Consider the following 20,021-nt stretch of genomic DNA (forward strand, 5'->3'; position numbering starts at 1 on the left):
TAATTTGACACCTTAACTATCACGCTCATTCACAAAGCGTGCGTTTTTGCACGCTTATACCTGTTCTAGGTGCTGACATCGATGCTCTTCTATTTTCGTATTCCGTAATTTGTGTCGTCTTTTTGGGCGTTTGCCAATGTCCGTACATAAAAGTGAGAAAGCCTTCTGCATCGAATGGGGCAAGAAAGGTTTCACCTAAAAACTCGATTGGCTCGTAACTGTCGAAATGTGTAGCGGGGGCAAAAAACAGCCCGCCCGAGGACAAGAGTTCAGATAGACCATTTATCGACTCTCTGCGTTGTATGCTTATATCAAAAGGGACTAATTGGGTGTGAGATGAATTACTAAACTCTAGGTTAATGCAACAGTCAATGTTGTTGACCGTGATAATGACGATATTCCATTTTACGTCATAGTTTGTGTTTAATAATTTATAAAGCTCAGGTAGCGATGCCTGTAACCTTTCGTAATTGTCTTTATCTACAGCTAAATCTATATCGTCATCCCAAGGAATGAGCCCTTTATTTCTCACAGCACCTAGCAAAGTTCCAGAATCTAGACACGCTGAAATGTTGTGGGAAACGAAGTATTGATTTAGCGTACGCATTACGGACTGGGCAAAGGCTAACGTTTCATTGTCTTCGAAAGGCAGGGCAGCTTTCACCGACTGCTTAGTCGGTACAATGATATTCGACTCATCAATACCCATTTCTTCGGTAAGTTGGGAATAGATTTGATCAACCCACTGACTGGTGATAATTATGCTGTCGACTTCGTGAGTATTGATATCTGCGGGTGCAATGATGGGATAACCCATAAAACGAGTTCCGTGTTTCGCACTATCGTTATCCGTGAATGCCACGACTTCTATATCTGGGTGATTAGAAACGTAGTTTTCTCCTGCCTTACTTGCACCGAACAGAATGGCTCTCATCTCACAGTAGCTCCCAACTCATAGGGGTACCTTTTGGTGCGTCGCACTTGATTTGCTTTCCAAGCAAAAGGGGAAGGTATTTGGGAGGCAGTCCAAGTCCTGGACGAACAGAGCGTAAATTCTCCGCATTTAATGTATCGCCGGCTTTCATATCTTTGGCAATGTATAAAGAGCGTCGGTGTACCAACGAGGCCTTTTCTCGCTCGGTGGCGCCATAACTCACCTTGCCAATTGCTACCGCTGCCCGCGCCGTTTCCTCGACAAGCAGCTTAATTTCATGGGGTTCAAGAGAAAATTCTGCGTCGACCTCTCCGCCGTTTCTGTCTAAAACAAAATGCTTTTCAATGACTGTTGCGCCAAGTGCCACCGCAGCGACAGCTACCCCCACCCCCGGTGTATGGTCGGAAAGTCCAACATGACAGTTGAAAAGTTCGCTCAAATGAGGAATTGTCTTTAAGTTGGCGTCTACCGGGTTTGCTGGGTAATTACTGGTGCACTTGAGTAATATGATGTCATCACACCCATTGGAACGGAGTACTTCAACAGACTCGGCTATTTCTGCTTGGCTAGCCATGCCTGTAGAGACAATAACGGGTTTTCCTGTCTTTGCTACAGCCGCTAGGATAGCGTGGTCAGTATTTTCAAAAGACGCTACTTTGTAACAAGGAGGATTCAATGTTTCTAGGAAGTCGACAGCGGTTAAATCGAAGGGCGTGCTAAATGCTAATAGGCCTTTCTCTTTGGCATAGTCGAATAGCTCCTTGTGCCATTCCCAAGGCGTCATCGCCTCTTTGTAGAGGTTATACAAAGAGTTTCCTTTCCAAAGACTATTTGGGTCTTCAATAAAAAATTCGCCTTCATGACAATCCAAAGTGATCGTGTCTGGCGTATAGGTTTGCAATTTTATGGCATGTGCGCCAGCGTCTGCAGCTGCATCAATGAGTCGGTAGGCTTTTTCTAATGATTGTCCATGATTTCCAGACATTTCTGCGATGATAAAGGGAGCGAGACCCGGACCAATTTGAATATCACCGATTGTGATTGGTTTCATGACTACCTCGTTACAGTGTTCAATATAGTATCCATTACAAAAGATGGATTTTTGTTTGCGCTCACCAAAGATACCGCGTTGTTTGCTAGTTTACGCATTTCTTGCGGGAAATTTATCGCAAATTCAACGGCCTTGCTAATATCTTCATTTGTGACCTCGTCACATGCTCCTAGCCACAAACAGCAATGCCGTTCGTGCAAGCACCGCGTCGTTTCAACTTGATTATCAGCCAATGTGATAATTATGCCCGCTACCCCCGATGCCGCGCGCTCCCAGTGCATCGAACCTCCAGCGCCAATCATTATATTGGCGGCTTTCATAAGCTCGGATATGTACCCGCAAGCGACATGAAGCTTCGCGTTAGGTAGGCGTTCAACTTTTGCTTTAAGCGCACTAACGCCGGAATAAGCCGCTCCGACAACAATATCGGCTGAAAAAGTTAAAGACTTTAATTCAATCAAAACATCAACGACTCGCTCTGTTAAATTCCCAGGGTCGCTGCCGCCAAAGCAGACTAGAATATGATTGTCATTTCTAGGCATTGGTGGTACGTGGTAAAACTCATTTCTCAAAATAGCGAACTCAGGTCCTAAAAGTTTTTGGCAATGAGGAGGGACAAGAAGATCGTATCGGAATTCAAAGTCCTCAAAGAGGTTTTGGTCCAAAATCACGTCACAGTCGTGCTGGCGGTTAGCTAAATCGTCAATGACAACAATATGTTTGCAGCGACTGCGCATTACTTTACTAAACGAAGCTGATAGCTGATAGTGGTCGACTATGAGCATGTCGATAGGCTCATCGTTCATATCATCAAGAAGCGCTATACAGTGAGCAGCATGAGAGGCTTGCTCTGCTTCATTCAAGACTGCCGAACCATTACCTGCCCGTTCGCCTTTATGAAGCGATGGCGTGGTCAATGTTGTAATTCCAGCACGCTGTATCTGTTGTTGTAGAGTTGAAGGCAACGCACAACAAAGGAATGTTACGTTGTGTGAGGGAAGTAATTGTGTGGCCAAGGTTAAGCAACGCATAACGTGGCCGAGTCCTATTTGCGCTGTACCATCGACCCTAAAAACAATCCTCACTTTACGCTTTCGCTCTGCAAAAGCTTGTAAAGCAGTTCAGCTCTAACCCAATCTTCAGGTGTATCAATGTCTTGCACTAAGTGGTCTGGCATTACTACCATTTTAGAGTTGGCACCGAAAATACGTTTAGTAGTATCAAGCCAGGTTTTTTGATGGCCCCAATACAACTGTCCTGCATCATGGAAGGCTGGTGGTAAATCCTGTGAGCGCTGAGTAATGCCAAATTCGTCAAAAGGTTTTACGCCGCCATTTTCGGTTTGTAATATCGCCCGTTGAATTGGAAATGAGAATCTTGCCGCTGTAAATACGTAGTCTGTATTGTCAGCGTTCATTAGCATTTCATAGCAAGAATTAATTAAAGAAGTGGTCAGAAGAGGCGATGTTGCATATACACAGGCGCAATAATTTATATCCCAGCCTTTTTCTAACAGAGTGCTCAATGCATGGCGAACCACAGGACTAGTGCCTGTGTAATCATCTGCTAATTCTACAGGTCTCATGAATGGCACCTCAGCACCATAATCTCTTGCTACGTTCGCAATAGATTCATCATCTGTTGAAACCACTACTTTGTCTACATAGGGGCTTGCCAACGCATTTTCTATTGCATGGGCAACCATAGGTTTACCGCAAAACGGTTTTATATTTTTTTTAGGAATGCGTTTGCTTCCGCCCCTTGCGGGGATTATGGCTACGTTCATTTACTTTTTCCGTTCAAAAAAGGCTAGCTCGAATCTGACAGCGAGCTCAAAGCCGCTGCATCAACGCATTTAAATGCTCTGTTAGACTTTGTAATTGGCGAATTTTCTCGTTTTGAATTTCGCTGATAACGGTTTTTAGTTCAGTTGTAGAGACATCTTGTGTGCGCGGTAGATACACAACTTTAACAATATCTTGCAGATCATCGAACTTTCCAATCCAGTCATCACCCATCGCGAATATGTCAGCGCCTTCTCGCTCAAGGTCTTCTCGTTTCTGTTCCCAACAGTTTTCTTGAAATACATCGTCGACATAACGGCAGGAGAGCAAAATTTCTTTTCTGTCTTCATATGGTATGACTACGTTTTTACCTTTTACCGTATTGAATTCATCAGAGGACAAGCCAACCACTAGCCTATCGCCTAAGCTGTGTAATCGCTTTAAAAGCCTTACATGCCCTATATGAAAAAGGTCGAAGGTGCCGTACGTCACCACAGTAGTCATAGCATTAATCTCTGAAAATAAACAAATTGTACACCCATAACTTATCGGCAAGTCAAACTATTCCATGAGCGTATAGATTTGTTCGTAAAGGTATCGACTATCATACAAATGGCTGACTACATTTTGCTCAGCTTTCTGCTAAACTTAACGAGTTACATATTTTAGGAAAGCATCATGCAAGTTAATAGTTCAACATCCTCACTTCTCAGCCAAGTGCAAGAGAAGCAAGAATCCTTGATGGAAAAGCTTGCCAGTGGTAAGAAAATTAACGATGCAACTGACGGCGCAGCGGCCCAGCAAATCATCGATCGGTTAACTTCAGAAGTAGAAGGCAACCGCCAGGCTATTAATAACGTTTACGACGGAATTTCGGTGGCGCAGGTTGCAGAGGGTGGTTTAGGCAGCATCAATGACGATGTAAACCGCATTCGCGAACTTACCTTACAATCTGGTAATGGTGTTTTGAGCAGTGGCGATCGCCGTGCTATCCAATCTGAAATAACACAGCTACAAGAGAATATCTCCCAAACCATTGAGCAGACGAATTTTTCTGGCAAGCCGTTATTATCTGAAAATGGCTCACTTGAATTCCAATCAGGTTCAAGTGCGGGCCAATCAATAAGCGTCAACACACAGGATGTTGCTGCTCAATTAAACGATGTACTGGCTATCGATATTACGTCGGGAACCAGCATTGAAGATGCGCTAGGTGCAACTGATGCTGCAATTGAAACGCTCGGTAACGCGCGAGGCGATTTAGGTGCTACCCAAAACCGTTTCGAAAGTGCGGCGCGTTCTCTTACTCAAGCTAACGTGAACACCGCTGAAGCGCGTAGCCGCATTCAAGATCTTGATTTTGCTCAAGCTGTGTCACAGCAGGCGTCAAACGATGTGCTTGGTCAGGCGGCGCTAACCGTTCAAGCGCAAGCGAATCAGCAGCAAAGTCAGGTTTTATCACTGTTGAGTTAAACCAACGTACGTTAATTTTGCTAAAATTAATCGAAAGAAGCAGGGTAACCTGCTTTTTTTATTGATACATTTCCGAAAACAGCGGTTGCGCTCCGATCTTTTGTCGTTACAATTTATAAATGCGCTAAACTGTAAATAATAACAAAGCGTTCTCGGGGAATTGATGAAGAACATTTTGCTGGTTAGTGACAACCAGGAACTTATTCAAAACTTGGAAACTATCGTTACCTTCATGGGAGAATCGTGTCAATCGCGAGGCTTTAGTGATTGCGAACGGTATTTGCAAGATAGTGGAGCTGATGCTGTTCTTATAGAGCACTTATCGCCAGCCATAGTCAGTGGACTGGTTGAGAAGTTTCCTCACATACCATTTGTAGCATTGGTTGAAAATAATAGCCAAGCATCAGCAGGTTGTAATCTCGTTAGCGTTATTGCAACGCCATTAACCTATCCCGTTTTGACCCAAGCTATCCATCGTTGCCAAGAATACTCAAGGCGCAAACCGAGCTTGTCTCGTACATCGGGAACAAAGACGCGACTGTTTAGAAGCCTTATTGGTAAAAGCGAACAAATACAAATAGTTCGTCGATTAGTTGAACAGGTTGCTCCAACTGATGCCACTGTCTTGATTCTAGGTGAGTCTGGAACAGGTAAAGAGGTCGTTGCACGTAATGTTCACTTCTTATCTGAACGCAAAGACGGGCCATTTATTCCGGTAAACTGCGGTGCCATTCCTGGCGAACTGCTGGAAAGCGAGCTGTTTGGTCACGAAAAAGGCGCGTTTACTGGCGCAATCAGCGCGCGTAAAGGCCGTTTTGAGTTAGCGGAAGGCGGTACGTTGTTTCTGGATGAAATCGGCGATATGCCCCTTCAGATGCAGGTTAAATTATTGCGCGTGTTGCAAGAGCGTACCTTTGAGCGCGTAGGCGGCAACAAGCCCCTTCAGTGTAACGTACGCATCATCGCCGCGACGCACCGCAATTTGGAAACCATGATCAGTGAAGACAAGTTCCGTGAGGACTTGTATTACCGACTCAACGTGTTCCCAATTGATAGCCCTGCACTTAGACAAAGAAAAGACGATATCCCCTTACTGCTCCAAGAGCTAAATAGTCGTATCCAAGGCGATGGGGTGGAAGGTGTACGCTTTACCGAGCAAGCGATTGCCTCCTTAATGGAGCACGAATGGGCGGGCAACGTTCGTGAGTTGTCTAACTTGGTTGAACGCCTAACAATCCTTTATCCTGGCCAAATTGTCGATATCGCCGATTTACCTGAGAAATATCAATACGGTGATGTACAGGCTTACGAGCCTGATTATCCAGAAGAAATTCTTGAGCGTGAAGCATTCAATGCACTCTTTGCTGAAGCGGCCGCGCAAGAGCCAGAAGAAGACCTTAATGAGCAAAGCCATGAGGGTTTGAACGGGATGGTTTCTTCATCTTTACCTGAAGAAGGGGTTAATCTCAAAGAGTACCTTTCTGAGTTGGAAGTAAACCTCATTCGACAGGCATTAGACAATCAAGATTGGGTGGTGGCTCGAGCTGCCGACAAACTTGGTATGCGCAGAACAACGCTTGTCGAGAAAATGCGGAAGTACGATATTCAACGTACTGAAGAAGCGTAATGTCAGGTAATTGACGTTGCGCTTTCCTCTATAATTTCATCCTATCTAACTGAAAAATAAGCCAATGATGAATTGGCACATCTTCTGCTTTATCTAAGTCATAGTTTAACAGCGTCTGCAATTTGACGAGGGCAATATGGCTTTTGACAGCACACCACAATCAACTGAGTACTCAGCATCAAGCTATGCGTTAGATAGTATTGATAATGCGATATCTCGTGATGAATACGACCCCTCAAGCAGTGACGATATTTCGTCTTTGCGGTTGCAGGCGAGTCGACTTGAACACTTACTTCAGGTAATGCCTGCGGGCGTTATCGTTATAGACGGTAAAGGGATCGTACGCCAAGCCAATGAACAAGCGAAAGCACTGTTAGGTGAACCGCTGGAAGAGGAAGTGTGGCGAAGTATTATCACGCGCTCATTCAAGCCCCGCGCTGACGACGGCCACGAAGTCTCACTTGTTGACGGTCGCCGAGTGAAGCTTTCTATCACGCCATTAGAAAATGAGCCTGGACAATTAATTGTTATTACCGACTTAACCGAAACGCGGCAGCTGCAAGCTCGCGTGAGTCATATGCAGCGTCTGTCTTCTCTTGGAAAAATGGTGGCATCCCTTGCTCACCAAATTCGTACGCCTCTTTCTGCGGCCATGCTCTATGCGTCTAATTTAACGCGCAAAGGCTTGGGACAAGAAGCACAAACTCAATTTGCAAACAAGCTAACTGACAGGCTTAAAGAGCTAGAGAGTCAGGTTAACGACATGCTGCTTTTCGCTAAGTCAGGGGAAGAACAAGTGGTCAGCCAAATTAGCTTGGGAGAGTTGTTTACTTCAATTGAAGGCAGTGCCCAAACCATGACGGCTCAAGCACAGCAAACGCTAACTTTTAGCGGCTTCGATAAAAACGTATCTATCACCGGCAATCTTACAGCGCTTCAGGGCGCGTTATTAAACCTTGTTCACAACGCGAGCCAAGTTACTCCGAAAGGGGAGTGCGTGCACGTAGAAACTGCAGTGTCTGGTGAACGTTTGCATGTGGCCATTATAGATAAAGGTCCTGGCGTACCGGATAAACTCAAAAACAAAATTTTTGAACCGTTTTTCACAACTAAAACTCATGGCACGGGCCTTGGACTTGCGGTTGTTAAATCCGTCGTAAACGCCCACAACGGTTTGCTTAGCGTATCAAATATGCCAGAAGGTGGGGCGTGCTTTAGTGTGTCTTTGCCGTGTGTGGTGAACGCTCAATCTTCACAAACATTGACTCATGTTGCGTAGGTCATAGGAGAGAATTATGTCTAAAACTACCATTTTAATTGTTGAAGATGACGCAGGATTACGCGAAGCACTCCTAGACACCCTTCTGTTAGGTAACTATGAGGTTGTTGCCGCTGACTGTGCTGAAGAAGCGTTAATAGTGCTGTCTTCGCGCTCCGTCGATTTAGTGGTAAGCGATATTCAAATGGGCGAAATGAGCGGTTTAACGCTACTTAAAAGTATCAAAACTAAGTACCCCAATATGCCGGTGTTATTGATGACAGCCTATGCCACTATTGATGATGCCGTGCAGGCAATGCGCGATGGCGCTACAGACTATCTATCAAAACCGTTTGCCCCAGAAGTACTGCTTAATTTAGTGGGACGCTACGCGCCGGCTCAAAAAATAGAGTCTCGCACGCCTATTGTTGCTGACCCTTCAAGCTTGAAGTTACTTGAGCTTTCTCGCAAAGTCGCGAAGTCCGACGCCACTGTGATGGTAATGGGACCAAGCGGTTCGGGTAAAGAAGTGCTGTCTCGCTATATTCACGATCAGTCGCCGCGAAGTGATGCGCCATTTGTCGCCATCAACTGTGCAGCCATACCAGAGAACATGCTAGAAGCGACCTTGTTTGGTTACGAAAAAGGTGCGTTCACCGGCGCAATCCAAGCTTGCCCGGGTAAATTTGAACAAGCCCAAGACGGTACGCTGTTACTTGATGAAATAACCGAGATGGATTTGGCGCTTCAAGCTAAACTGCTACGAGTGTTACAAGAGCGCGAAGTAGAGCGTCTTGGCGGACGTAAAACCGTTAAGCTCAACGTCCGTGTTATTGCTACAAGTAACCGAGATTTGAGAAAAGCAGTGGATGCGGGAGAGTTCAGAGAAGATTTGTACTACCGCTTAAATGTATTCCCTATCGAGTGGCGCCCGCTTTCGGAACGTCCGGGTGATATTGTCCCTCTTGCCGAACACCTGGTTCAGCGTCACGCTAGTTCTCAAGGGCTGGGTACTATCAGGTTAAGCGCAGCAGCACGCAATAAGCTGTCACAATACAGCTGGCCAGGGAACGTTCGCGAACTAGAAAACGTGGTTCAACGGGCGCTTATTTTATGTGAACACAATGAAATCGACGCCAGCGATTTAATGATTGACGAAGACATGACTGCACCTGTTGAAACACTGCAAGAGCATGTTGAAGAAAATAGGCTAGGGTCTGAGCTGCGCTACCAAGAACATCAAATTATCCTCGATACATTGGTGTCGTGTAACGGCAAGCGTAAAGATGTGGCAGAAAAGCTCGGCATTAGTCCAAGAACCCTTCGTTACAAATTAGCGCGCATGCGCGAAGACGGTATTGAAGTGCCCGCATAAGGTCGCTTTCTACACTTTCGGTTTCCTCGTCCTTATCCGTCGCCTCTGTAGTAAAGAAGGCGGCGGTTTTTTGTTGCTCACACTAAGTCAAACGCCATAAATTTGGCTAACCCTCTTATTTTTGATTTATCTTCTTGATATGTATAGCTTTTTAAAGTTGGCAAGCCCTTTGCTAAATCCCCTCTATACATAAGTTATACGCCGATGTTCAGGCGGTCTCGAAAAAGCACTAGGAGTGGTTATGGACGTTAAAGCCAATAGTTTGTATCAAGAAATGCAGAACATGATTGGGCAAACTCGTCTTCAAGTTAATGAGCCTCAACAGCAGCCGCTTAGTGAAGTTAATAGCTCGGCAAGTGATTTCTCGACCATGCTAAAGAATGCGGTAGATGGTGTAAACGGCATGCAGCTCGAATCAAAAGACGCGCAGCAGCGTTTTGAAATGGGCGACCCTAACTTAAGCCTAGCTCAAGTTATGCTGACGAAAGAAAAGGCGGGCATTGCTTTTGAAGCCACTGTTCAAGTACGTAACAAAGTACTTGAAGCCTATAAAACAATAATGAATATGCCGGTGTAGGTGGAGTAGGTTATGGCTGAAGCTACAGGTACAAACCTTACGGTTCCTGATCAAAATCAAGCAGTGGACAATGAGCCAGAAAACAAATCTGGTTTTATGGACACTTTAGGTAGCGCAGATATGATGCGCCAAATGGCCCTTGTGGTTGTTTTGGTAATCTGCGTCGCCATCGCTATTTTTATTCTTATCTGGTCGCAAGAACCTGATTACCGTCCACTTGCGAAAATGGAAACCCAAGAGCTTATTGAAACCCTCGATTATATGGATGCGAACCAAATCGACTATAAGCTTGAAGGCAATATTGTTTACGTAAGAAGTGACGAATTCCAAAACATTCGTTTAGGCATGACCCGCCAAGGGTTAACTAAGGCCTCTGATGCCGGTACCGATATCATTATGCAGGATATGGGGTTTGGTGTGAGCCAGCGTGTTGAGATGGAACGTCTAAAACACGCCCGCGAGCAACAAATCGCGGCTACCATCGAAGATATCGCGAGTATTCAAAAAGCCCGTGTCTTGTTAGCTATGCCTAAAGAGAACGTATTTGCGCGAAGAGAGAAGAAAGCGTCGGCAACCGTTGTGCTAACGGCTAAGCGCGGTGCCGTTATTGCAGGTGAAGAAGTTGATGCTGTTGTCGATATCGTGGCGTCTGCAGTGCAAAATATGGAGCCGTCTAAGGTAACCGTAACAGACAGCAATGGTCGTCTGCTTAACTCAGGCTCTCAAGATTCTATGAGTGCTCGTGCCAGAAAAGAATATGAAATTGAGCGCCAGCGTGAGCAAGAGTACTTAGAAAAAATTGACGCGATACTGATTCCAGTATTGGGCATAGGTAACTACACAGCACAAGCTGACGTTACCATGGACTTTACAGCTATGGAACAAACACAGCGTAGCTACAACCCTGATTTACCTGCGGTTCGCAGTGAAATGATAATGGAAGAAAACAGCGTAGGTGGCGGTGTTGGCGGTATTCCTGGTGCACTGTCTAATCAACCTCCATTAGATTCTAACATTCCAGAAAATGCAGTGGGCGGCAGTCAACAAACTATGCCTGGGCGCACAGCAAAAGAGTCTACGCGCAACTACGAACTTGATACCACTATCAGTCATACCAAGAAACAGACAGGGGTTATTCGCAGATTAAGTGTATCTGTGGCGGTGGACTATACCCAAGTTGCGGGTGAAGACGGTGCGATGACGCCAACACCGCGTAAACAAGAAGAGATTCTCAACATTCGTAGGCTTTTACAGGGCGGCATTGGCTTTGACGTTACCCGTGGTGATTCGTTAGAAGTTGTAAGCGTGCCCTTTACTCGGATGGACGCAGGGGAAATTGAAGACGCGCCTATTTGGGAGCAGCCCGGATTTCTACCAATTCTAAAGCTAGTTGTTGGTGGCTTGGTTATAATAGTGCTTATCATCTTCGTGATTCGTCCTATGCTACGTCGTCTTATTAATCCTGATGAGTCGAACGACGCCGATGAATTTGATGCAGACGAGGGCTTAGATTTAGGCGATGACACCATTAGCATGTTAACGTCTGACTTTGATGAAGGACAGGTAGGTTTTGCGCCAGATGGTTCACTCATGCTGCCTGACCTGCACAAAGATGAAGATGTACTTAAAGCCGTGCGTGCCCTTGTGGCCAATGAACCTGAGTTATCAGCCCAAGTAGTGAAGGGCTGGTTAATGCAAGACGAGTAGTGAGATAAGATTATGGCTGATGAACTTGCCAATGTTGACGAGCCGTCATACGACGTCAGTAAATTAGAAGGCGTAGAAAAAGCGGCCATCTTGCTGCTGAGTCTTTCTGAAGAAGACGCCGCCCAGATATTGAAACACTTAGAGCCCAAGCAAGTACAAAAGCTCGGTACTGAAATGGCAAAAGTGGACGATATGACGCAAACCAAAATTACGGCGGTTCATAAGCACTTTATCGAAGAAATTCAGAATTACAGTACCATTGGCTTCCAAAGCCAAGACTTTGTTAAACGTGCGCTCACAGCCGCGTTAGGTGAAGATAAGGCCGCAAACCTAATTGATCAAATCCTGATGGGAAGCGGTGCAAAAGGCCTAGACTCATTGAAGTGGATGGATTCTAAGCAAGTAGCCAGCATTATTCGCAATGAGCACCCGCAGATTCAAACTATCGTATTGTCTTATTTAGAGCCTGAACAAAGTGCTGAAATATTGGCGCAGTTCCCTGAAAAAGTGCGACTCGACTTGCTAATGCGTATAGCAAATCTAGAGGAAGTTCAGCCGGCTGCACTACAAGAGCTGAACGAAATCATGGAGAAACAGTTTGCAGGTCAAGCGGGTACACAAGCAGCCAAAATGGGCGGCCTGAAGTCTGCAGCGAACATTATGAACTACCTAGATACCGCGATAGAAGGTCAGTTGATGGATGCTATTCGCGAGCAAGACGAAGAGATGAGCCAGCAAATTCAAGACCTGATGTTTGTATTCGACAATTTAGTCGATGTAGACGACAAGGGTATTCAGGCCATACTGCGCGAAGTACAGCAAGACGCGCTGCTTAAAGCCATTAAAGGTGCTGACGAAGAGCTTAAAGACAAAATTATGCGCAATATGTCTAAGCGTGCTGCTGAAATGCTTAATGATGATTTGGAAGCGCTCGGTCCTGTGCGTATTAGTGAAGTGGAAACAGCGCAGAAAGAGATCCTTTCTGTTGCCCGTCGACTTTCTGACTCTGGTGAAATCATGCTTGGTGGTGGCGGTGGCGAAGAGTTCCTGTAGGAACGCTAGTCCCGTCACTCATTTAGCCTAGGTAAATATATGACTGCCAAAAAAAGTTTCAGCGAAAACGAAGTAAATGAAGCTAAAAAATGGGACCTACCTTTCGTTGATGACCCCACTGCACCCCGAGAAAACGAGCCGACCAACGCGTTAAACAAACGTTCGGACTGGAAGTATGAACCGCCTGAAGTTGAGGAAGAGATTAAGCCGCCTACCGCTGAAGAAATAGAAGCTATACGTCAGGCTGCTTATGATGAAGGTTATCAGGAAGGCAAAGAAAAAGGTTTTGAAGAAGGAAAAGCGCAAGGTCTTGAAGCAGGTTTAGCGGAAGGTAAAGAGCAAGGTCACACCGAAGGGCTTGAACAAGGGCTTGAAGAAGGCCGCCAGCAAATGACGGCACAAGCCGAAGTGTGGCAAATGCTTGCTGAAAAATTTCACGACCCACTCTCGCAAGCCAACGATGAAACCCGAGATCAATTGGTAAAACTCGCCGTTACTCTTGCAAAAGCAGTTATTAAAACAGAGGTAAGTACTAACCAACAGGTTATAATGCAGGCGTTAAGCGAAGGTATTAAGGCGCTACCAATTAATCAAGCTGACTATCAAATTCATATGAATCCTGAAGATATTGAATTGGTAAAAGAGCATTTTGGTGAAGAGGAAATGACCAAAAAAGGCTGGAATTTGGTTGAAGCACCAGCAATGGAACGCGGTGGCTGTGACATTACCACTGCGCAAAATGCCGTAGATGTGTCGATTGAGCGTCGATGCCGCGACGTTATCGATAAGTTTCTTTTAAACCAAGGTTTATCTGATGACTAGCCCTTGGCATGCCCATTTTGAATCACTTACTAAACAAGTGACATCGCCACCCGTTGTTGCGGCGGGAAAATTAGTCCGGGGCATAGGGCTTACCCTTGAAGCTGTAGGTTGCCAGCTGCCGGTGGGCAGTCAATGTTTAGTGCAAACCATCGAAGGCGAAATAGAAGCTGAAGTGGTTGGCTTTGGTGATGATATTACCTATTTGATGCCCACTGAAGCGGTTCGCGGTATTGTGCCAGGGAGTCGCGTTATGCCGTTAAACCGGCAAAGCGGTTTGCCGGTAGGTATGGGACTGTTGGGACGTGTAGTCGATGGCAACGGTCAGCCACTTGACGGACTGGGTGAAATCAATGCCGAAGCGCGAGCTCCCACTACGCGTCCTCCTATGAACCCGCTCATTCGCCGTCCAATCAACACCCCTATGGATGTTGGCGTACGTGCCATCAATGCGTTAAATACGGTTGGCGTTGGTCAGCGTATGGGGCTTTTTGCAGGAAGTGGCGTGGGTAAAAGTGTGCTACTTGGCATGATGACCCGAGGCTGTGAAGCCGATGTGGTCGTGGTTGGGCTTGTAGGTGAGCGTGGCCGAGAAGTAAAAGAGTTTATCCACGAAATACTGACAGAAGAAGAACGCCAACGGGCGGTTGTAGTGGCAGCCCCAGCCGATACTTCACCGCTTATGCGTTTAAAGGGCTGTGAGACGGCGGTAACTATCGCTGAATATTTTCGTGATAAAGGCATGAAAGTACTGCTGCTGATTGATTCTTTAACACGCTATGCCATGGCGCAGCGCGAGATTGCGTTGGCTGTGGGTGAGCCACCGGCCACAAAAGGTTATCCACCTTCGGTATTTGCTCGGCTTCCCGCTTTGGTTGAGCGTGCAGGTAACGGTAGCGAGCGCCAAGGCTCTATCACGGCTTTTTATACGGTGCTAACCGAAGGTGACGATTTGCAAGACCCCATTGCCGACGCCGCTCGCGCTATATTAGATGGTCACGTAGTGTTGTCGCGAACCCTTGCCGATAGCGGTCATTACCCTGCTATTGATATTGAGGCGTCAATAAGCCGTGTAATGCCTATGGTCGTGAGCGAAGAACATCAATTGATGGCGCGTCGTATTCGACAAGTTTATTCAAACTACAAACAAAACCAAGACCTCATTTCTATTGGCGCTTATGCGAAAGGTTCAGACCCGCGTATTGATCTGGCTATTCGCGCAGAGCCTGCAATCAACGCTTTATTGCAGCAAGGGATGAAGCAAGTCATACCGTATGACGAGAGCTTAGAAGGCATGGCTGCACTGGCTAAAGGGCTGGGGCAAGGCTAATGTATAGTGCTGCAATGCAAGTTAGCTTGCCTATGATCCAGAAGTCGTCAACTTTTCAAAAGGTATCGCATAATGTCTAAACAACTAGAACGTTTAGCCGAATTCGAGCGCGAAAAAGAGCAGCGAGAAGCCCGATACTACAAACAGGCCCAACAGAACGTTAATCAGCAAAAGCAAAAGCTAACCAGTCTTGAGCAGTACCGCATTGACTACATAAAAGGTATTCAACAAACCGGTCAAGCAGGTGTTACCGCCACCTATTATCAGCAGCATTTATCCTTCGTTGGAAAACTGGATAAAGCGTGCGAACAACAGATGCAAGTGATTGCTCGTGCACAAATGGCGGCGGATCAGCGAAAGCAACTTTGGCTAAAGCAACAACAAAAAGTGAAAGCTGTTACCTTGTTGCTAGATAAGAAAAAGTTGGCAGAGCAGAAAAAAGAAGCCAGAGCTGAGCAGGCCATGATGGATGAGTTTGCTACCCAACGATTTTTCAGAGCTAAGCGCTCGCCTTTCTGATAATTAGTCGAGCCTCTGCCACTTTGGCTCAACCCTTGCAAAAACCATTTCATAATGTACTAGCGCGACGTAATTACTTTGCAATCGCTACTACGGTAAATCATCGTTTCTTTGAGTTTCATCACACAGTATAGCGTTTGAAATTCAGCGAGGGCGACTAAGGGCAGTAGCGAAAAATCATAGCGATACATGCTGACTAAGTAATGCTAAGTGATTGTAATTAAAGTAAGCGTTGGTGGGTTTGCGATGAAATGGCATCAAGTTTTTTGTAATAAAACGCCACGTGGATCATTCGCATCACGATACGTCTTCTTGGTGAAAGACGATTTAAATGTAGGACGGTAGGACAATATGCAACAAGTTGCCGCACATAAAACAGACATTGCCGCATTACCATTCTCTGCTTCTGGTACGGCGAAAGCCGTTGGAACGGGTATCGGAACTCAGCAACAAGCGAACAATGAAAATAACCAAGCATTTAACCGACTTTATCAAGACGCGAAAACGACCAAGTCAGATTTTGTTTTAAACGAAAAAGAAGATCAGGTTGCTCAATCTCGAACAGCAAACCGTTCGGACAGCGCGGCTCCCCAATCTTCAGTATCCAGTGACACGATCAAAAATGGTAAAGACCGCGATGCGGGACATACGGATTTACCTGTTCGTGACGAAGTGACAGATATTCCAGCTGAGTCTGAAGCTGACTCTCACAATGCAAATCAAGAAGAAAATGCAACGCTTGATGCGCAAGGTTCAGCAACGACAACGCAGCCCTCGACTGACGGTGAAAATACCAATCTCGTTATTGACGACGCTGAAGGCGCCGTTGAACAAAAAAACGTGACCGACGCGCAGTATGTCATTGGAGAAGGCGGCAGGAAAGATGCCGAGGCTGGCGTTATTACCTCACCTGGCACGCCAGACGGAAAGCCAAGCAAAGACGACGGCGAGCCAGACTGGATTGCCTACGTCGAGACGGTAGCCAATCGTTTTGGAAAAAGTGATGAATCTTCAGGTGAATCAGGTACCACAGAAGATAAGAGTATCTCTGAAGCTGCAGGCGAGGCAGTTAACGTCGTATCTATAAAAGAAAGCGGAAAACTTTGGAAGCTTCCGGAGGATGTGGATACGAGCGATATGCCATCGGTCATGGCTCATCTTTTGTCGCAACTTAATAGTAACAATGATGGTGAATTAGCCATCGAATCCCTGTCGTCTGAAGCACAACAAACACTCACTGCACTAACTTCACTTCTTATTGGTGGCAACGCTAACAATCAACAGAGTGGAAGTGATAGTGAAGCGAACAATGCGTCTTCAAATGCGCAAACCGATATCAATACTAATTCAGATAAAAAAGTAAAAAATGACAATGAGCTTTCAGCATTAATTGCCAAGCTCATGCAAACTGAGCACACAGAAAATCCCGAACAAGGTCTAGAGTCAGACACTGAAGCCGCAAATGCATTAAGCGGTATGTTAGAAACGTTAAATGGGCTATCTGAAAGCGGTAAAAAATCGGCCGATGAATCGCTCGTACTAAGTCTACTAGCAGATGAACTTAACAATATTCAGGCCAAATCTCTTGATGACAATCTCGCCGAGGCTCAAGAGTTATTGGCCGAGTTAACTTCAGAGGCAGCTGTTGCCGGCAGCGTGGCGGTAAATACAGCAGCATCAAACGACGCTAAATCAGTATCGTCTGAGGGGCTGTCAAACGTTGATAACAGCGGCGAGCAAACCAAGGTAGTTGATTCTTTTGGTGCTACAGAAATCTCAAGCGACCTGCTTTCAGCGATAAGTGAGCTATCGCCACAAAGCGCGCAAAAGGCAACAGAAGCGTTTGCAGAGCGTGTAGTCGCGGCTCTGCCTGGTGGTGCACAGCAACAAGCGGTGAAGGCTAACATTATCGCTGGCATTAACGAGTTTCAGCAACAAGTCCAGCAAGGTAGAGAGCCTGGCATTGATTTATCAACTATTGTTGCCGATGCCGCAAAAGATGCTGCGGTAAGTGCTGATGTGGTTGCTTCAATGACAGCGCGTGTAGACGGTCAAGCCAGTCAATTCTTAAATTTGATGACGCAAACTCAAGCAAGTGCTCAACACGCTATTGCTGGATTGGTTAATCCAACTGAATCGGTTATGCAGGAAAACTCTCAGCTTCGCGCTGAAGCGTCAAAAACTCAGCAGCAGTTTGAAGGTTTTGATAAAGCGGTCAATATTCATAAGAGCGACGGCCAGCAGCAGCTTAGTGAGAAAATTCGCTGGATGGTTAATGCGCGAAATACCATGGCTGAAATTCGCTTAGATCCTCCCGAGCTTGGCAGTATGCAGGTGAGAGTAAATGTGGCGGGTGACGCTGCAAGCGTGAGCTTTGTTGTGCAATCACAGCAAGCTAAAGATGCGTTGGCCGATGCTATGCCTAAGCTAAGGGATATGCTTTCAGAACAGGGTATTGAGTTAGGCGACGCCCAAGTTAGGAAAGATAATTCTTCTGGTCAAGAAAATGGCCAGCAACTTGCAGGAAGCAGTCACCAAGGTCAGGGAGCTGGGGATCGTGGAGAAAATGACGGTGTAGACGACACGGATGGCATGCGGGTTATTGAACACTCGATTTCGCGCGCGGACAAGGGCGGCATAGACTTTTACGCTTAACCACATCCCGTATGAATTATTACCAATAGGTCGCATAGAGAGAATACGTAAACGCTGCTATGTTTTGAATGAAGGGAGTGAGCAGTAGGTGGTATTAGAGGGTAATAGGAAGCGTGAAGACGCAAAAAATTACCCGTACACATATTGTTTTCCTCAAATAATGGCATTGCCATTTTTGACGGAACCTTGATAATACGTTTTTTCCGAGCATTACTGACGAGTTACACATGGCTGAAGAAGAATTACAAGTAGAAGAAGGCGGTAAAAAGAAAGGCAAAATGATGTTGATCATCATTATCGCTGTGGTTCTTTTAGGAGGCGGTGCAGCTGCCTATTTCTTATTGTTCGCAGGCGGTGATGAGCCAGCAGCCGAACAGCTTGCCGAGACTGATGCCGCCGCAGCGGCTGCGAGTGCACCAGCATCAGCAGCAGGGAAAGCTGAAATGGGCACTGCGCTTTACGTAGCGATGCCACGACCATTTGTTTTTAACGTGCCGGGCGCAGGAAGAGACAGGTTGGTTCAGATAAAAGTGCAGTTGCTTGTGCGCGGTTCTGACAATGAAGAGCTGGCGAAGACGCATATACCGCTAATTGAAGGGACATTACTACAGGCTTTTAGTACTTCAAACGCAGACGATCTGGTTACCGAAGCCGGTAAAATTGAGCTTCGCGAGCAGGCAGTAACTGAAGTACAAAAAGCATTAAAGGACATTACGGGCAGCGATGTAGTTGAGCGCGTATTGTTCACTGGGTTTGTCATGCAGTAATGCATTGACTAAGTAAGGTAGAAGACGGTGAGTGATTTATTATCTCAAGATGAAATCGATGCCCTATTACACGGGGTAGATGATGTAGAAGAAGAAGAGGTCGGCGGTAGCGACTCTGATGCTTCTACGCTCGAGTACGACTTCTCCTCGCAAGACAGAATTGTGCGTGGGCGTATGCCTACGCTTGAAATAGTTAATGAACGTTTCGCACGTCACATGCGTGTGAGTTTGTTCAACATGATGCGACGTTCAGCTGAAGTATCGATTAACGGTATTCAGATGATCAAGTTTGGCGAATATATTCATACGTTATTCGTTCCAACGAGTTTGAACATGGTGCGTTTCCGTCCACTTAAAGGTACGGGGCTTATCACCATGGAAGCCCGCTTGGTATTTATTCTGGTAGACAACTTCTTTGGTGGTGATGGTCGCTATCATGCGAAAATTGAAGGCCGGGAGTTTACGCCAACGGAGCGCCGTATTATCCAGATGCTGCTTAAAATAATCTTTGAAGATTATAAAGAAGCCTGGGCACCAGTCATGGATGTGTCGTTTGAATATTTGGACTCAGAAGTAAACCCTGCGATGGCGAACATTGTGAGCCCGACCGAGGTGGTGGTCATCAGCTCGTTCCATATCGAACTAGATGGCGGCGGTGGCGACTTCCACGTGTCCTTGCCATACTCAATGTTAGAGCCCATTCGCGAATTGCTTGATGCAGGTGTTCAAAGCGATAAAGAAGATACAGACTTACGTTGGAGTAAGGCCCTTCGCGATGAAATCATGGACGTTAAAGTAGCGTTAACTACGCATATGCTAGACGTTGATGTACCGCTTCGCGATGTGATGGAGTTTAAACCTGGCGATATCATCCCTGTGGAGATGCCAGAAACCATCACAGTATTAATTGAAGATTTACCCACGTTCAGGGCTAAATTAGGTCGCAGTCGCGACAATTTGGCACTGAAAATTGTAGAGAAGATTGCAAGACCGACTTCAGTGAAGTCTGAGCTACAGTTATTAACCCGCGGTGGGCGCATTATTGATAATGACGCAGAACTGCAAGTACTCGAAGAAGACCTGTAAGGTAGA

18 protein-coding genes are annotated in these 20,021 nt (G+C 46.0%); 13 read left to right on the plus strand and 5 right to left on the minus strand.

Translation table 11 applies throughout. The annotated features are described in order from the left end of the window. Positions 1 to 25 precede the first annotated feature (25 nt). From MASE_RS04750 to MASE_RS04770, 5 genes are read right to left on the minus strand one after another with little or no spacing between them, the layout of a single operon-like run. Positions 26 to 934 carry a LicD family protein gene (locus MASE_RS04750; RefSeq protein ID WP_014948621.1) on the minus strand — a complete coding sequence of 303 codons (909 nt, stop codon included), beginning with the start codon at positions 932 to 934 and terminating at the stop codon, positions 26 to 28. Between the two features lies 1 nt (position 935). After that, a complete protein-coding gene (gene pseI, locus MASE_RS04755) occupies positions 936 to 1,985 on the minus strand; it encodes a pseudaminic acid synthase (RefSeq protein ID WP_014948622.1) in 1,050 nt (349 codons plus the stop codon). A gap of 2 nt (positions 1,986 to 1,987) precedes the next feature. Then, entirely contained in the window at positions 1,988 to 3,070 is a 1,083-nt protein-coding gene (gene pseG, locus MASE_RS04760) for a UDP-2,4-diacetamido-2,4,6-trideoxy-beta-L-altropyranose hydrolase (RefSeq protein ID WP_269719634.1), read from the minus strand. Next, the gene (gene pseF / locus MASE_RS04765) at positions 3,067 to 3,771 is read right to left on the minus strand and encodes a pseudaminic acid cytidylyltransferase (protein WP_014948624.1); all 705 of its coding nucleotides are present in this window, start codon (positions 3,769 to 3,771) and stop codon (positions 3,067 to 3,069) included. The genes pseG and pseF overlap by 4 nt, the downstream gene beginning before the upstream one ends. A gap of 46 nt (positions 3,772 to 3,817) precedes the next feature. Further along, positions 3,818 to 4,273 (minus strand): adenylyltransferase/cytidyltransferase family protein, encoded by a 456-nt coding sequence (locus tag MASE_RS04770; protein ID WP_014948625.1) that lies wholly within the window; start codon positions 4,271 to 4,273, stop codon positions 3,818 to 3,820. 174 nt (positions 4,274 to 4,447) lie between these two features. On the opposite strand from MASE_RS04770, the gene MASE_RS04775 reads away from it, so the two are divergent. The 13 genes from MASE_RS04775 to fliM all read left to right on the plus strand — a co-directional run bounded on the left by MASE_RS04775 (position 4,448) and on the right by fliM (position 20,015). Further along, positions 4,448 to 5,242, plus strand: a complete 795-nt coding sequence (locus MASE_RS04775; RefSeq protein WP_014948626.1) for a flagellin N-terminal helical domain-containing protein — start codon at positions 4,448 to 4,450, stop codon at positions 5,240 to 5,242. Between the two features lie 163 nt (positions 5,243 to 5,405). Continuing rightward, entirely contained in the window at positions 5,406 to 6,869 is a 1,464-nt protein-coding gene (locus MASE_RS04780) for a sigma-54 dependent transcriptional regulator (protein WP_014948627.1), read from the plus strand. 136 nt (positions 6,870 to 7,005) lie between these two features. Next, entirely contained in the window at positions 7,006 to 8,148 is a 1,143-nt protein-coding gene (locus MASE_RS04785; protein WP_014948628.1) for a sensor histidine kinase, read from the plus strand. 16 nt (positions 8,149 to 8,164) lie between these two features. Further along, on the plus strand, positions 8,165 to 9,502 hold the full coding sequence (locus MASE_RS04790; protein ID WP_014948629.1) for a sigma-54-dependent transcriptional regulator: 1,338 nt from the start codon (positions 8,165 to 8,167) through the stop codon (positions 9,500 to 9,502). 241 nt (positions 9,503 to 9,743) lie between these two features. Next, positions 9,744 to 10,079, plus strand: coding sequence for a flagellar hook-basal body complex protein FliE (gene fliE / locus MASE_RS04795; RefSeq protein WP_014948630.1), 336 nt, complete (start codon positions 9,744 to 9,746; stop codon positions 10,077 to 10,079). Between the two features lie 12 nt (positions 10,080 to 10,091). Continuing rightward, positions 10,092 to 11,786, plus strand: a complete 1,695-nt coding sequence (gene fliF, locus MASE_RS04800; RefSeq protein ID WP_014948631.1) for a flagellar basal-body MS-ring/collar protein FliF — start codon at positions 10,092 to 10,094, stop codon at positions 11,784 to 11,786. Between the two features lie 12 nt (positions 11,787 to 11,798). Continuing rightward, complete coding sequence (gene fliG, locus MASE_RS04805; protein WP_014948632.1) at positions 11,799 to 12,839, plus strand: flagellar motor switch protein FliG; 1,041 nt, start codon at positions 11,799 to 11,801, stop codon at positions 12,837 to 12,839. A 39-nt stretch (positions 12,840 to 12,878) separates the two neighbouring features. Next, positions 12,879 to 13,661 carry a flagellar assembly protein FliH gene (gene fliH / locus MASE_RS04810; protein WP_014948633.1) on the plus strand — a complete coding sequence of 261 codons (783 nt, stop codon included), beginning with the start codon at positions 12,879 to 12,881 and terminating at the stop codon, positions 13,659 to 13,661. After that, positions 13,654 to 14,988, plus strand: coding sequence for a flagellar protein export ATPase FliI (fliI, locus tag MASE_RS04815; protein WP_014948634.1), 1,335 nt, complete (start codon positions 13,654 to 13,656; stop codon positions 14,986 to 14,988). Before fliH ends, fliI begins: the two co-directional genes overlap by 8 nt. A gap of 72 nt (positions 14,989 to 15,060) precedes the next feature. Further along, entirely contained in the window at positions 15,061 to 15,507 is a 447-nt protein-coding gene (fliJ, locus tag MASE_RS04820) for a flagellar export protein FliJ (protein WP_014948635.1), read from the plus strand. Positions 15,508 to 15,858: 351 nt separating this feature from the next. After that, entirely contained in the window at positions 15,859 to 18,162 is a 2,304-nt protein-coding gene (locus MASE_RS04825; protein ID WP_014948636.1) for a flagellar hook-length control protein FliK, read from the plus strand. A 227-nt stretch (positions 18,163 to 18,389) separates the two neighbouring features. Next, positions 18,390 to 18,929: a flagellar basal body-associated protein FliL gene (gene fliL, locus MASE_RS04830; protein WP_014948637.1), complete on the plus strand. Its 540-nt coding sequence runs from the start codon at positions 18,390 to 18,392 to the stop codon at positions 18,927 to 18,929. A gap of 27 nt (positions 18,930 to 18,956) precedes the next feature. Then, a complete protein-coding gene (gene fliM, locus MASE_RS04835) occupies positions 18,957 to 20,015 on the plus strand; it encodes a flagellar motor switch protein FliM (RefSeq protein ID WP_014948638.1) in 1,059 nt (352 codons plus the stop codon). Positions 20,016 to 20,021: the final 6 nt, after the last annotated feature.

Source organism: Alteromonas macleodii ATCC 27126 (assembly GCF_000172635.2).
Classification (GTDB): domain Bacteria; phylum Pseudomonadota; class Gammaproteobacteria; order Enterobacterales; family Alteromonadaceae; genus Alteromonas; species Alteromonas macleodii.

Coding starts and splice junctions, on each gene's coding strand:
- MASE_RS04780 (WP_014948627.1), top strand. CDS start 5,406: ATGAAGAACATTTTGCTGGTTAGTGACAACCAGGAACTTATTCAAAAC.
- fliH (WP_014948633.1), top strand. CDS start 12,879: ATGACTGCCAAAAAAAGTTTCAGCGAAAACGAAGTAAATGAAGCTAAA.
- fliJ (WP_014948635.1), top strand. CDS start 15,061: ATGTCTAAACAACTAGAACGTTTAGCCGAATTCGAGCGCGAAAAAGAG.
- MASE_RS04750 (WP_014948621.1), bottom strand. CDS start 934: ATGAGAGCCATTCTGTTCGGTGCAAGTAAGGCAGGAGAAAACTACGTT.
- MASE_RS04770 (WP_014948625.1), bottom strand. CDS start 4,273: ATGACTACTGTGGTGACGTACGGCACCTTCGACCTTTTTCATATAGGG.
- fliL (WP_014948637.1), top strand. CDS start 18,390: ATGGCTGAAGAAGAATTACAAGTAGAAGAAGGCGGTAAAAAGAAAGGC.
- fliE (WP_014948630.1), top strand. CDS start 9,744: ATGGACGTTAAAGCCAATAGTTTGTATCAAGAAATGCAGAACATGATT.
- MASE_RS04790 (WP_014948629.1), top strand. CDS start 8,165: ATGTCTAAAACTACCATTTTAATTGTTGAAGATGACGCAGGATTACGC.
- MASE_RS04775 (WP_014948626.1), top strand. CDS start 4,448: ATGCAAGTTAATAGTTCAACATCCTCACTTCTCAGCCAAGTGCAAGAG.
- MASE_RS04825 (WP_014948636.1), top strand. CDS start 15,859: ATGCAACAAGTTGCCGCACATAAAACAGACATTGCCGCATTACCATTC.
- MASE_RS04785 (WP_014948628.1), top strand. CDS start 7,006: ATGGCTTTTGACAGCACACCACAATCAACTGAGTACTCAGCATCAAGC.
- fliG (WP_014948632.1), top strand. CDS start 11,799: ATGGCTGATGAACTTGCCAATGTTGACGAGCCGTCATACGACGTCAGT.
- fliI (WP_014948634.1), top strand. CDS start 13,654: ATGACTAGCCCTTGGCATGCCCATTTTGAATCACTTACTAAACAAGTG.
- pseI (WP_014948622.1), bottom strand. CDS start 1,985: ATGAAACCAATCACAATCGGTGATATTCAAATTGGTCCGGGTCTCGCT.
- pseF (WP_014948624.1), bottom strand. CDS start 3,771: ATGAACGTAGCCATAATCCCCGCAAGGGGCGGAAGCAAACGCATTCCT.
- fliF (WP_014948631.1), top strand. CDS start 10,092: ATGGCTGAAGCTACAGGTACAAACCTTACGGTTCCTGATCAAAATCAA.